Source organism: Actinospineispora spinosispora DSM 44797 (assembly GCF_000429025.1).
Lineage (GTDB): Bacteria > Actinomycetota > Actinomycetes > Mycobacteriales > Pseudonocardiaceae > Pseudonocardia > Pseudonocardia spinosispora.
Genome location: NZ_AUBB01000017.1, coordinates 256,057 through 269,146, shown reverse-complemented (window position 1 = coordinate 269,146; position 13,090 = coordinate 256,057). Strand labels below are relative to the sequence as shown.

The 13,090-nt window shown below is 69.0% G+C and carries 13 protein-coding genes; 6 read left to right on the top strand and 7 right to left on the bottom strand.

Going from position 1 to position 13,090, the window contains the following annotated elements; all coding sequences use genetic code 11:
• Positions 1–596 precede the first annotated feature (596 nt).
• Together mgrA and lat are read left to right on the top strand one after the other, a co-directional pair.
• A complete protein-coding gene (gene mgrA, locus G406_RS0107420) occupies positions 597–1,640 on the top strand; it encodes an L-glyceraldehyde 3-phosphate reductase (RefSeq protein ID WP_028933357.1) in 1,044 nt (347 codons plus the stop codon).
• A 71-nt stretch (positions 1,641–1,711) separates the two neighbouring features.
• Positions 1,712–3,043: an L-lysine 6-transaminase gene (gene lat / locus G406_RS0107415; RefSeq protein ID WP_051341760.1), complete on the top strand. Its 1,332-nt coding sequence runs from the start codon at positions 1,712–1,714 to the stop codon at positions 3,041–3,043.
• Positions 3,044–3,151: 108 nt separating this feature from the next.
• On the opposite strand, the gene G406_RS0107410 is transcribed toward lat, so the two are convergent.
• Entirely contained in the window at positions 3,152–3,898 is a 747-nt protein-coding gene (locus G406_RS0107410; protein WP_084215835.1) for an adenylate/guanylate cyclase domain-containing protein, read from the bottom strand.
• A 195-nt stretch (positions 3,899–4,093) separates the two neighbouring features.
• Here G406_RS0107410 and G406_RS0107405 point away from each other — a divergent pair, with 195 nt between their 5' ends.
• Complete coding sequence (locus G406_RS0107405) at positions 4,094–5,182, top strand: mandelate racemase/muconate lactonizing enzyme family protein (protein ID WP_028933354.1); 1,089 nt, start codon at positions 4,094–4,096, stop codon at positions 5,180–5,182.
• Between the two features lie 63 nt (positions 5,183–5,245).
• Here G406_RS0107405 and G406_RS0107400 read toward each other — a convergent pair whose 3' ends face one another.
• From G406_RS0107400 to G406_RS0107380, 5 genes are read right to left on the bottom strand one after another with little or no spacing between them, the layout of a single operon-like run.
• Entirely contained in the window at positions 5,246–5,932 is a 687-nt protein-coding gene (locus G406_RS0107400) for a GntR family transcriptional regulator (RefSeq protein ID WP_211241056.1), read from the bottom strand.
• 11 nt (positions 5,933–5,943) lie between these two features.
• The gene (locus G406_RS0107395; RefSeq protein WP_211241069.1) at positions 5,944–6,774 is read right to left on the bottom strand and encodes an amidohydrolase family protein; all 831 of its coding nucleotides are present in this window, start codon (positions 6,772–6,774) and stop codon (positions 5,944–5,946) included.
• Positions 6,775–6,782: 8 nt separating this feature from the next.
• Positions 6,783–7,742, bottom strand: coding sequence for an aldo/keto reductase (locus G406_RS0107390; RefSeq protein WP_037075458.1), 960 nt, complete (start codon positions 7,740–7,742; stop codon positions 6,783–6,785).
• Positions 7,742–8,497, bottom strand: coding sequence for an SDR family NAD(P)-dependent oxidoreductase (locus G406_RS0107385; protein ID WP_028933350.1), 756 nt, complete (start codon positions 8,495–8,497; stop codon positions 7,742–7,744). Before G406_RS0107385 ends, G406_RS0107390 begins: the two co-directional genes overlap by 1 nt.
• On the bottom strand, positions 8,494–8,838 hold the full coding sequence (locus tag G406_RS0107380; protein WP_028933349.1) for an L-rhamnose mutarotase: 345 nt from the start codon (positions 8,836–8,838) through the stop codon (positions 8,494–8,496). Before G406_RS0107380 ends, G406_RS0107385 begins: the two co-directional genes overlap by 4 nt.
• Before the next feature lie 180 nt (positions 8,839–9,018).
• Here G406_RS0107380 and G406_RS45175 point away from each other — a divergent pair, with 180 nt between their 5' ends.
• Positions 9,019–10,401, top strand: a complete 1,383-nt coding sequence (locus G406_RS45175) for a sugar porter family MFS transporter (protein ID WP_051341759.1) — start codon at positions 9,019–9,021, stop codon at positions 10,399–10,401.
• Positions 10,402–10,467: 66 nt separating this feature from the next.
• A complete protein-coding gene (locus G406_RS0107370) occupies positions 10,468–11,508 on the top strand; it encodes an alpha/beta fold hydrolase (RefSeq protein WP_028933348.1) in 1,041 nt (346 codons plus the stop codon).
• A 13-nt stretch (positions 11,509–11,521) separates the two neighbouring features.
• Here G406_RS0107370 and G406_RS0107365 read toward each other — a convergent pair whose 3' ends face one another.
• Positions 11,522–12,091, bottom strand: a complete 570-nt coding sequence (locus G406_RS0107365) for a TetR family transcriptional regulator (RefSeq protein WP_028933347.1) — start codon at positions 12,089–12,091, stop codon at positions 11,522–11,524.
• A gap of 99 nt (positions 12,092–12,190) precedes the next feature.
• Between G406_RS0107365 and G406_RS0107360 the strand changes: the two genes are divergently transcribed.
• Positions 12,191–13,090 (top strand): SDR family oxidoreductase, encoded by a 900-nt coding sequence (locus G406_RS0107360; protein ID WP_028933346.1) that lies wholly within the window; start codon positions 12,191–12,193, stop codon positions 13,088–13,090.

Below are 13,090 nucleotides of genomic sequence, written 5' to 3'. Positions count from 1 at the left end.
CTGCACGAGGCGATGTATCTGGCCAGCGGTGATCGGGTGCTGGAGCGCTGGCCTGTCGACCTGCGTGGGTGGTGACGCTCTCTTGTGCTGAGCCGGGGGCATGGGGGTGTCTTGAGAGGTGCATCCCCGCTGGCTTTCAGTGTGCTTGGCGTGGCCGCCCGCTCTCAACCCCCGGCTGGCGCCGGCCTCGCGCTCGTTCCTGGTTGCACGGGTTCGGGGGCGAGGTTTCAGGGTTGACAGCGGGCGGCCACGCCAAGTGCTTAGCCAGGATCGCGGGGAAGGGGGTGGTGTGTGTCCACTCGCAGGTGGCGTGCATGCCGTACGGGGTGGCGTGCCAATGGCGCTGTCTTTGCGTATCGGGCTGCGCCCTCGCGCGCTGCGTGTAGTCCCATGAGTCTCTGTGGTCACTTTTGTCTCATGTCGCAGAGCTTCGTGTTGCGTCGCAGATGCTGCAGTGTCTGCGACGCAACATGAGCCTCTGCGAGGTGGTGCTGGTGCGGCTGGTGCGGGCTGGATGTGCGCAGTGGGCTCGCTGGGCGGGCGTGGGCGGCTCGGCGGTGCCAGGGTGGAGGTAGACGATCCAGGAGGAGACGCCGATGACCTACCGTCCCGACCCCGCTCGCTACGAGGGTGTCATGAAGTACCGGCGCAGTGGCCGGTCCGGCCTCGACCTGCCGATGCTCTCGCTGGGGTTCTGGCACAACTTCGGTGACGACCGGCCGTTCGAGACCCAACGCTCGATCGCGCTGCGTGCCTTCGACCAGGGCGTCACCCACTTCGACCTGGCGAACAACTACGGGCCGCCGTACGGCGCCGCGGAGATCAACGCGGGCCGGATCCTGCGTGAGGACCTCGCCGCGCACCGGGACGAGCTGATCGTGTCCACCAAGGCCGGATGGGACATGTGGCCCGGCCCGTACGGTCAGGGCGGCGGCTCGCGCAAGTACGTGCTGTCCTCACTCGACCAGTCGTTGACCCGGCTCGGGCTCGACTACGTCGACATCTTCTACTCCCACCGGTACGACCCGACGACGCCGCTCGAGGAGACCGCCAACGCGCTCGCCGCCGCGGTCCGTCACGGCAAGGCGCTCTACGTGGGCATCTCGTCCTACACCGCCGAGGACTCGCGGACGATGGCCGGGCTGCTCCGTGACCTGGGCACCCCGCTGCTGATCCACCAGCCGTCGTACTCGATGCTCAACCGCTGGATCGAGACCGAGGGACTGCTCGACGCGGCGGCGGATGAGGGTTTCGGTGTCATCGGGTTCACCGCGCTCGCCCAGGGACTGCTCACCTCCCGCTACCTCGACGGTATCCCCGAAGGGTCACGCGCCACCCAGGACAAGTCGTTCGAGACGGACTGGCTGACCGACGAGATGCTCGACCGGCTCCGCAAGCTCGACGCCATCGCCAACCGTCGTGGTCAGAGCCTCGCTCAGCTGGCGCTGGCCTGGGCGCTGCGGGACGAGAGGGTCACGTCGCTGGTGATCGGCGCGTCGTCCGTCGCGCAGCTGGACCAGAACGTCGACACCCTGCGCAACCTCGCGCTCACCACCCAGGAGCTGACCGAGATCGAGGGACTCCTGGCCGAGGACGGCAACGTCGACCTTTGGCGAGCCGCGCGCCAGGGGACGCTCTGACTAGACCTACTACAGGAGAATTTCCTGTCGTTAAGCTACGTTGACGATATTTTTACGGTAACGTGGCGATTATGACGGTTACCCAGGTTGCTCCTACAGCACTGTCCGCCGCCACGGTCCGCCCGTCGATCGCGCGTCACATGCTCGCCGACGGATACGACCTCGTGCTCGATCTCGACCGTTCGCGGGGCTCGATCCTCGTGGACGCTCGAGATGGCACCGAGTACCTCGACATGTTCACGTTCTTCGCGTCCTCCGCGCTGGGCATGAACCATCCGGCACTCGCCGCGGACGACGTGTTCCTCGACGAGCTGGGCCGCGCCGCCGTCAACAAGCCGAGCAACTCCGACGTCTACACGGTGCCGATGGCGCGGTTCGTCGACACCTTCGCCCGTGTGCTGGGCGACCCGGCGCTGCCCCACCTGTTCTTCATCGACGGCGGGGCGCTCGCCGTGGAGAACGCACTGAAGATCGCGTTCGACTGGAAGAGCCGGTGGAACGAGGCGCACGGCATCGACCCCGAGCTGGGTAAGCAGGTCATGCACCTGGAGAAGGCGTTCCACGGTCGCAGCGGTTACACGATGTCGTTGACCAACACCGACCCGAACAAGGTCGCCCGGTTCCCGAAGTTCGACTGGCCCCGGATCCCGTCTCCCTCGATCAACGGCAACGCCGACATCGCCGCGGCCGAGCGCGCGAGCCTCGCCGCGGCGCGCACGGCGTTCGAGACCAATCCTCATGACATCGCGTGCTTCATCGCGGAGCCGATCCAGGGCGAGGGCGGCGACAACCATCTTCGGCCCGAGTTCCTGCGGGCGATGCAGGCGCTGTGTCACGAGTTCGACGCGCTGTTCGTGCTCGACGAGGTGCAGACCGGAGTCGGCATGACCGGTACGGCCTGGGCCTATCAGCAGCTCGGGCTGCGCCCCGACATCGTCGCTTTCGGGAAGAAGGCGCAGGTGTGTGGGGTGATGGCGGGCGGCAGGGTCGACGAGGTGTCGGACAACGCCTTCGCCGTGTCCTCGCGGATCAACTCGACCTGGGGTGGCAACCTGGCCGACATGGTGCGCGCTCGACGCATCTTCGAGGTCATCGAACGGGACGGCCTCATCGAGCGTGCCGGGGCGTTGGGTGACCACCTGCTCGCCGGTCTGCGCGACGTCGCCGCGCGGCATTCGGTGATCAGCGAGGTGCGAGGGCGCGGGTTGATGTGCGCTGTCACCGTCGCCGACCCTCGGTTGCGCGACGAGATCGTCGGCCGGCTGTTGGCCGACGAGCGCGTCATCATGCTCGGCTGCGGTGACGCGAGCCTGCGGCTGCGCCCCGCGCTCACGGTGACCGTCGATGAGCTGGACACAGCCGTCGCCGCGCTGGACCGGGTGCTGTCCACGCTGACCGCCTGAGAGCGGTCTCCGCACCGAGCTGCGACCTCGCAGAGCTTCACGTTGTGTCGCAGACACTGCAGCGTCTGCGACACAACACGGCGCTCTGCGAGGTGAGGGGGCCGTCGTCTAGCTCAGGGGCGTGACGGAAAAGACCTCGATGTCGGTGGGAGCGCCTTTCGCGCGGAAGCCCCGTTTGCGGCGCAGCCGGTAGCGCTCCCGGTCGACCTCGGCGAGCGCGGCATCGCTGGCCAGCACCTGGCCGCCGGCGGCCGCGGCTGACACCCTCGCGGCGATGTTGACGTCCACGCCGATGTAATCCTTGCCGACGCGCCGGGGGTGCCCGGTGTGCAGGCCTGCTCTGAGCTGAGGGCGGTAGCCGTCGATGTCGATCGCGCTGACGGCCGTGCACATCTCGCACCCGGCCTCGATCGCGGCGGTCGGGTTAGCGAACGCCACCATCAGACCGTCGCCGAGGGACTTGACCACCGTGCCCCGGTACCGGCTCGCCGCGGTCTCGCACACCCGGCCGACCTTGCGCAGCAGCCGCAACACGGTGTCGTCACCGACCAGCAGCGCCCAGCTGGAGAAGTCGACGAGGTCGGTGAACAGGATCGTGACGGCTGCCCCGTTGCGGCCGACGTCCCGGCGCCGGGCCAGTGACTGCCAGGTGGCGACCGCGGCGAGTCCCAGTTCCCTGCTTGCGCTCGGGCGGTCGGCGCCGACTTCTTCGATGAGCCTCGCTATCCGGTCGGAGGTGCGGCCGCCCTGCTGGTCGCGAGCCTCGTCGAGCTGGTCTCCGCCGGGCGCCAGCCTGCGGACGGCGCGTGCGGCCCCGACCGCCGCGCGATCGAACTCGCGGAGCCTGGTGCTCATCCGGCGTCCCGACACCGAGCGATCATCACCGGGGCCGGAGGGCTGTTGCTGCTGATCGCGCACGCAACGACCTTACTGTCCGTGTGCATTCACTGACCGGCATGGCACCGGTTCGAGACCGCTGCTTGCTCGTGGCTGATTCCTATAGCATTCTGGACGCTGACGTGCGAAATCATATAGGAAGATGTGATCGGTGTGGCTGTCCTCGTTTCGGCTGAGGCCTACCTGGTGGACGTACCTGTGGAGACGGTGCGGACGGATGCGATGCAGAGCTTCATCAAGCAGGAGACGCTGTTCGTCGAGCTCGCCTGCGATGACGGGATGGCGGGGACCGGCTACTCCTATACGATCGGCACCGGCGGTAGAGCGGTCCTGTCGATGCTGCGTGACCACCTGCTGCCCGAGCTGCTCGGCCGGGACGCCAGAAACGTCGAGGGCACCTGGCGGGCCCTGTACGACTCGACGAGGGCCACCAGCGTCGGAGCGATCACCGCGCTCGCCATGGCCGCGGTGGACCTCGCTCTGTGGGACCTGCGGTGCCTGCGCGCGGGTGAACCGCTGTGGCGCCTGGCCGGCGGGTTCCGCGACTCGGTCCCGCTCTACGACACGGAGGGCGGCTGGCTCCAGCTGGATGCCGACGAGCTGGTCAGCTCGGCGCTCGAGGCGCGCGAACAGGGCTGGAAGGGCGTCAAGCTGAAGGTCGGCAGGCCCACCGGCGTCGAGGACGCCGCGCGTGTGCGAGCCGTCCGCGAGGCGATCGGCGACGACATGGACATCATGGTCGACGCCAACCAGTCGATGACCGCGCCGGAGGCGATCCGCAGGGCGGCGCTGCTGGAGCCCTACGATGTGGCCTGGTTCGAGGAGCCACTGCCTGCCGACGACGTCGCGGGACACGAGCGGCTCGCCGCCAGCACGCGGATCCCGGTCGCAGTGGGGGAGTCGATGTACTCCATCGGCCACTTCCGCGAGTACCTGCACCGCGGCGCGGCCGGGATCGTGCAGGTCGACGTGGCCCGTATCGGCGGCATCACGCCGTGGCTGAAGGTCGCCCATCTCGCCGAGGCGTTCAACGTGCAGGTGTGTCCGCATTTCCTGATGGAGATCCACGTCAGCCTCGTCGCCGCCGTGCCCAACGGGCGCTACGTCGAGCACATCCCACAGCTGCGAGCGATCACCACCGACCAGCTGAGCATCGTCGACGGCCACGCGGTGGCCCCCGACCGCCCAGGCCTGGGCATCGCCTGGGACCGGGACCGGGTCGACGACCACCGGGTGGCCTGACTCCCCGCGAGCAAGCCAAGATCACCACCGCGTGAGGGCTGTTAGCGAGCGGAGAAACAGCCCTCAGACGGTGGTGATCTTGGTGTCGTCCCTGGTGAGTGCGTCGCGGTGGCGGTCCTGGCTGCTGCGCAGGTGCTCGGTCATCGCGTCGCGGGCACGATCGGGGCTGCGACGCAGAACGGCGCGCAGGATGCGGTCGTGCTCCGCCACCGTCGCGCGACCCGCTCCCGGCGCACTGTTGAGCCGGAACATGTGCAGGTGGGCGTGCAGCCGTTGCACGGCGTCGGCCAGCAACGGCCGGCAGGCGGCCTGGGCGAGGGTGTCGTGGAACTCCTGGTCGAGTACCGCGAACCGCTGGTAGACGGCGTAGCGCTCGCCGGTGACCGGATGGCCGCGCATCTGTTCGACGATCGACTCGAGCAGGTCGAGCTGGGCGTCGGTGGCGTGGACGGCCGCGAGCTCGGCGGCCCTCGGCTCGAGCAGCAGTCGCATGTCGAACAGATCGGTCAGGCCGTCGGCGTCCAGTAGCTCGGTCGCCCGGTAGCCGACGAGCGGTCGCTTGACCACCAGTCCGTCGGACTCCAGCCTGGCCAGCGCTTCGCGTACCGGAGTGGGGGACACGTCGAGATGGCGCGCGAGCCCGTCGATGCTCACGCGAGCGCCTGGCTCGATCTCGTGATCCATCACCATGGCTTTCACGAGCTCGTAGACCCGGTCGGTCAGCACCTCACGGTGCGGCGGCTCTGGCACGGTCGGTGATCCTATATGTGTGTGGGCGTGTCGAGTCGGTACACACGCGTCGCGGTGGAGTGGAACACCGAGGTGCGCTCGGTGGCGGTGAGGCCCTCGGTGAGGGTGCCGGCGGCGGCGAGCACCTCGTCGTAGGAGGCGGCGAGCGTGCAGACGGGCCAGTCCGAGCCGAACATGAGACGCCGCGGACCGAAGACCGTCAGGGCGTGCTCGACGAACGGACGCAGGTCCTGCACCGTCCACGACCCCAGGTCGGCCTCGGTGACCAGCCCGGACAGCTTGGCGTCGACGTTCTCGGATTCGGCCAGCGCGCCCACCAGCGAGGACCACTGGGCGTCGGCGCCCTCGGCGATGCGAGGTTTGCCCAGGTGATCGAGCACGAACCGCGCCTCGGGCAACGCACGGACCGTGGCGATCGCCGCCGGGAGCTGCGCCGGCGTGACCAGGAGGTCGAACACCAGCCCGGCGTCGGACACCGCACGCAGGCCACGCCTGACGTCGGGCCGGCACAGCCATTCGGGGTCCGTCTCGTCCTGCACCTGGTGGCGCACTCCGGCCAGTCTGTGTCCGCCAGGGCCGTCGAGCAGCGCGGCCAGCCGTGCACCGACGTCCGGCGCGGTGAGATCGACCCAGCCCACGACGGCCGCCACCGGAGGCCCGAGCCGTAGCAGCTCACGGGTCTCGGACTCGTCGGAGACGGTCTGCACGACCACCGTCCGCACTGCCCGTCGGGGCAGCCGAGCCAGCGGGAAGCTTCGCCGCAGAGGTTCCAGAGTCGGCCCGCTGATCCACGGTTGGTCCCGCACGGTCAGGTCCCAGACGTGGTGATGGGCATCGACCAGATCAGTCATCAGGCCCCCTCCGCGAACAGCTCGTCCCACAGCCCGGGCGGGATCGACGCGGCCGCGTCGGTCAGGTTCTGGTCGACCTCCTCGACCGAACGCATCCCGATCAGCACCGTCCGCACGGCTGGGTGCGAGAGCGAGAATCCGAGGGCGGCGGCGCGCAGCGAGACACCTCTGCGCGCACACACCCGGGCCATCCGGGTGGCCGTGGCCAGCTGCTCCGAGGACGCCTCCGCGTAGTCGTACGTGGCACCCGCGCTCGGGTCGGCGAGCAGGCCGCTGTTGTACACACCGGCGCCCACCACCGCGACGCCGCGCTCCCGGCACAGTGGCAGCAGCTCGTCGGCGGCCGACCGGTCGAGGAGTGTGTACCGGCCGGCCACCAGCACGCAGTCGAGATCGGTCTCCCGGACGAAGCGCACCGGTATGCGAGTGGTGTTCATGCCGACGCCGATGGCCCGCACGGCGCCCTGCGCCCGGAGCTCCGCCAGCGCGGGGTACGCCTCGCGCAGCGCCTGTTCCTCGTGGTCGTCCGGATCGTGGATGTACAGCACGTCGATCCGATCCAGACCGAGCCTGCCCAGGCTGTCCTCGACCGAACGGAGAACGCCGTCCCGGCTGAAGTCCTGCTGTCGCACGCGATCGGGAGAGCCGTAGAACCCCTCGGCCGCGCCTGCCTCCGGTGGGTGGCCGGGAACGAGCAGGCGCCCGACCTTCGTGGAGACCACAGCATCGCTCCTACCGGCCAGGAACCGCCCGAGACGCTCCTCGGACAGCCCGGCGCCGTAGTGCGGAGCGGTGTCGAAATAGCGGATACCTCGCTCCCACGCCCTGGTGAGCGCGGCCTGTGCCGAGTCCTCGTCGACCGGGCGGTAGAGCCCGCCGATCGCGGCGGCGCCGAATCCGATCCGGCCGATGGCCAGTTCGTCGAATCCGCTCACGATCGTGCCGGGTGCCCGGTCCATCAGGTGGGCCGAAGTCGCAGGTTCTGCATGCCGCCGTCCACCGCGAGGTCGGCCCCGGTGGTCGCCCCGGATCTCGGGCTGGCCAGGTAGGCGATCGCGCCCGCGACCTCGTCAGCACTGACCAGGCGTCCCGAGGGCTGCCGCGCTTCGAGCGCCGCCCGTTCCGCGGCGGGGTCGTCCGCCTTGTCGAGCAGCCGGCCCACCCACGGCGTGTCGGCGGTTCCGGGGTTCACACAGTTGACCCGGATGCCTTCGCGCAGATGGTCAGCGGCCATGGCCCTGGTCAGCGCGAGGACGGCGCCCTTGCTCGCCGAATAGAGCGCGCGCTGCGGCAGACCCGCGGTCGCCGCGATGGAGCACGTGTTGACGATCGCCGCGCTGGGTGACCTCCGCAGCAGCGGCAGCGCCGCCGAGGTCACCCTGGCCATGCCCACGACGTTGACGTCGAGCACCCGGTGCCATTGGTCCTCGTCGTTGTCCGCGACGGTGCCCTGCGCACCGATACCGGCGTTGTTGACGAGCACGTCGAGCCTGCCGAACCGCGCGGCGATCCCGTCGATCGCGTCCCGGACCGACCGGACGTCGGTGACGTCGCACCGGAAACTGGCGAACGGTTCGGGGGCCTCGACGAGGTCCAGCACGGCGACCTGCGCACCACCCTCGGCGAGGCGTCGGGCGGCGGCGAGGCCGATCCCCGATGCGCCACCGGTGACCGCGGCCACCAGCCCGTCGAACTCCGGACTCGAATCGGTCATTGCTGCTCCTGCTCTTGTTCTTCGAGGGAGAAAATCTGCCGTGCCGTCGCCCAGTGCTCACCGGCGCCGGCCTCGGGCAGGGGTTCCTGGAGCGGATCGGTGAGGGCCCACCACCGCAGGGTCGGTTCGTCGGCGGCCATCGCCGCGAGGTCGGCGGCGAGATCGTCGCCGTGGTACTCGAAGTACCCGATCAGCCGGTCACCGAGCAGGTGGATGGAGTAGTTGGCGATGTGGGAGCGCCGGATCCGGTCCAGTACGGGACCGGGGACGCGCTGGTGCAGCCGGCGGTACTCGTCGAGCTGCCCCGGACGCACCCGGATCTCCTGAACCACGCGTCGCACGCATGCTCCCCTCGGCCGTTGAGTGCGCTCGATCCTATAGGAAAGATGTCGATTTGACCGGCTGATGCTTGACGGCGGACAGGACCGTGCCAGATAGTGACGACGCTCTCTTCCTATAGGAAATGTGGTCCGGTGGATTCTCGTCGCCAGGCTCGCATCGACGCGAATACCGGAGGACCGATGTCCGACTTCGATCGGATCGTGGCCGAGCCGAGGGCGGACGACCCCGCCGCGCCGCTACCCCGCTTCGTGACGGTCGTCGCGATCCTCGGTGGCATGGCAGGGCTGCTGTACGGCTACGACTCGGGTGCGATCTCCACCGCGCTCCCGTTCGTCACGAAGCAGTTCGGTCTGACCGCGGCCGAACAGGGGCTGGTGACGAGCCTGATCCTGCTCGGTGCGCTGCCCGCGATCGTGGTGGGCACCCTGGTCGCCCGGCGGTTCGACCGCCGGACGTTGCTGATCGTGGCCGGCGTGATCTTCGTGCTCGGCTCGCTCGGGTGTGCTCTGGCGCCGGACATCCCGGTGTTGCTGCTGGCCCGGTTCGTACTCGGCCTCGCGGTCGGGCTGGCGAACATGTTCGGCCTGATCCATCTCACCGAGCTCGCGCCGAAACGGGTCAGAGGCCTGATCAGCGCGCTGTACCAGCTCAGCGTGAACATCGGCATCCTGCTGGCGTACGCGGTCGGCGACGCGCTTGTCAGCTCGGAGGCCTGGGAGTGGATGCTCGGGCTCGGGGCGCTTCCCGCCGTGTTGTTCCTGGCCGGGATGATGATCAGCCCGCACAGCCCGAGGTGGCTGATCCTGCGTGGCCGTGACGAGGAAGCTCGCGCGGTACTGGCCCGCCTCCGTCCGACCCGCGCGGAGGCCGATGCCGAGGTGGCCGAGGTCCGGGGCAGTCTCTCCGAACAGGAATCCCGCCTCGGCGACCTGATCCGGCGCTACCGGCCCGCGTTGACGGTCACCCTGGTGCTCACCTTCTTCCAGGTCTTCACCGGCATCAACGCCGTCGTCTACTACGCGCCGACGGTGTTCACCGGCATCGCCGAGCACTCCAGCAACACCGGTGTCATCGCCAACTACAGCGTCGGCGGTGCACTGGTGCTGTCCACCGCGCTGTCGTTGCCCTTCATCGACCGCCTCGGCCGGGTCAAGCTGCTCGCCATCAGCCTGGGTGCCCAGACGCCTCCGCTCGTGCTGTTGGCGCTGTTCCCGCATCAGACGCTGCTCGACGTCATCTGCGTGTTCGTCTACACGTTCGCGTTCGGCTTCGGCCTCGGGCCGGTCTTCTGGCTGTACGTGCCGGAGGTGCTGCCGTTGCGCGCCAGAGCGATCGGCATGGGCGTCGTCACGTTCACCCAGTACCTGTTCAACTTCCTGTTCTCGCTCACCTTTCCGAGCATCCTGAACGCGATCGGCTTCTGGATCTTCGGCATCTATGCGGTGCTGTCCGTGCTCGGTGCCGTGTACGTACTGGCCAGGGTGCCGGAGACGTCCGGACGGTCGCTCGAGGAGATCGAAGCGGGCTGGCGGGCGAAGGGGCGGGAGCCGGTCGGCCCTTGACAGGGTTTCGGCGGGGCAAATACTTTCATCTGAAAGCAGCTTGGTCCGTTCACCGGAGGTGGCGAGTTGACAGGCGCTGATGCTCCCTACGACGTCCACGAGATCCCCGACTTCACGCTCGAATGCGGGGTCACGCTGCGGCCGGCGAGGGTCGCGTACCAGACCTACGGCACGCTCAACGCCGACCGGACGAACGCGATCGTCTATCCGACCTGGTACTCCGGCAGGCACTGGGACAACGAATGGCTCATCGGCGAGGGACGGGCGCTCGATCCCGAGCGCTGGTTCATCATCGTGCCGAACATGCTAGGAAACGGGCTGTCCTCGTCTCCGTCGAACACCGCGCCGCCGAGCGACCGGGCACGATTCCCGCGCATCTCGGTACGGGACAACGTGGCGTCGCAGCACCGGCTGGTGACCGAGGTGTTCGGCATCGAGACATTGCCACTGGTGCTCGGCTGGTCGATGGGGGCGGGGCAGAGCTACCAGTGGGCGGTGAGCCATCCCGAGATGGTGCAGCGCGTACTCCCGTTCTGCGGGTCGCCCCGGACCGCGCCGCACAACAGGGTGTTCCTGGACTCGGTGCGCGCCGCGCTGACTGCCGACCAGGTGTTCGCGGGCGGGTGGTACGAGCCGGACAGATGGCCGGTGGCCGGCCTGCGCGCGGCGGCTCGGGTGTACGCGGGTTGGGGGTTCTCCCAGGCCTTCTACTGGAACGAGGCGTGGCGCGAGCTCGGGCACACCTCGCTCGAGGACTTCATCGTGGACTTCTGGGAGGGCTTCTTCCTCGACGACCGCGACCCGAACAACCTGTTGACGATGCTCGACACCTGGTGGAACGGCGACGTCGGGCGTACCCCGGGGTTCGGCTCGACCGAGGAGGCGCTGGCCTCCATCCGGGCGAGGGCGATCGTCATGCCCGCGGAGAAGGACCTGTACTTCCCGCCCGAGGACGAAGCCTGGGCGGTGTCGCACATGAAGAACGCCGAGCTGCGCGTGATCCCCGGCGTCTGGGGTCACTTCGCGGGCGGCGGCAAGAACCCGGTCGACACCGACTTCATCGACACGGCGGTGGCGGAGCTGCTGGCGGCCCCCTCTGGCATCTGACCTGCACCGTCGATCACGGTGCGGGCGCCGCCAGCGCACGCAGATGGAGCAGTGACTCATCGATGACCTCGGTGAGGGGGCGTTCGGGCTGGTCGGTCAGCCAGCGTTCGAACGCGACGCGGAAGACGGCGATAGCCACCTCGGCGGCCATGTGTGCATCCGCTTCGGGTACGCCCTTGGCGCCCAGGCTCGTGGTGATCGTGGTCGACAGCGTCGCCATCTTGACCAGTTCACGCTCCCGCAGCTCGGCGTTCGCGGTGATCACGGACTGGCGGCGCCGAGCGTAGTCACGGTGCTGGGTGAGTTCGGCCGAGGCGGTGCCGAGGGCGGCCACCGCCGCTTCCATCGGTGAGGCGACGTCCGGCGCCTCGTCGAGAGCCCCCCGGAGGCGCTCGAGCAAGGTGTTCGAGCCGGCGAAGAGTACCTCGCGCTTGTCCGCGAAGTGACGGAAGAACGTCCTGGCCGTGAGTCCCGCGCGGTCCGCGATCTCCGCGACCGTGGTGTTGTCGAAGCCGCGCTCGACGTACAGCTCCAGTGCGGCCTCGCGAAGTCGACCGCTCGCGTTCGGCTCCCATCGGCCCATGGCGCGCAGTCTAGGCGATGACACTAAATGACATCAGGGTGTACGGTTATGTCATCAAGTGACATCACTTGGTACGTGAGTCAGAAGGAGTCGATTCCTATGCGCGTATTCGTCACCGGAGCGTCCGGCTGGGTCGGGTCGGTCGCGGTGCGTGAGCTGCTGAGCGCCGGGCACCAGGTCGTGGCGCTAGCCCGATCCGATCGCGCGGCCGCCGCCGTGGCCGAGCCGGGTGTGGACGTGATCCGGGGAGATCTGGACGACCTGGAGAGTCTCCGGTCCGGCGCGAAGGCGGCCGACGGCGTGGTCCACCTCGCCTACCACCATGACTTCTCGCAGATGGACAAGGCCGCGCGGATGGACCTGGACGCCATCGCCGCGTTCGGTGACGTCCTCGAAGGGACCGACCGGCCGCTGGTCATCGCCGCGGGCACGCTCGGTCTGGCGGCGGACCGTACGGCGACCGAGCGTGACACGGGTGACCCGCGCGCCCACCCCAGGGTCGCCAACGCCCAGGCCGCGCTCGAGCTGGCGGCTCGCGGGGTGCGTTCGTCGGTCGTCCGCTTCGCGCCGTCGGTCCACGGCGAGGGCGACTACGGTCTGGTGCCCGCCCTGATCGAATTCGCGAGGACCACGGGCGTCTCGGCCTACATCGGGGACGGCGCCAACCGCTGGCCCGCTGTGCACCGCCTGGACGCCGCCACGCTTGTGCGCCTCGCCGTGGACGAGGCACCGGCCGGATCGACGCTGCACGCGGTCGCCGAAGAGGGCGTGCCCACGCGTGCGATCGCCGAAGCCGTCGGCCGGGGTCTCGGTCTTCCGGTCGCCTCGATCTCGACCGAACAGGCGGCCGAGCACTTCGGCTGGCTCGGACGCTTCTTCAGTGCCGACTGCCCCGCATCGAGCGCCCTCACGCGAGAGCTCCTCGACTGGAGGCCCACGCACCACGGGCTCATCGAGGACCTCGAGGAAGGGCACTACTTCGGGGCCGCCGGACGCTGA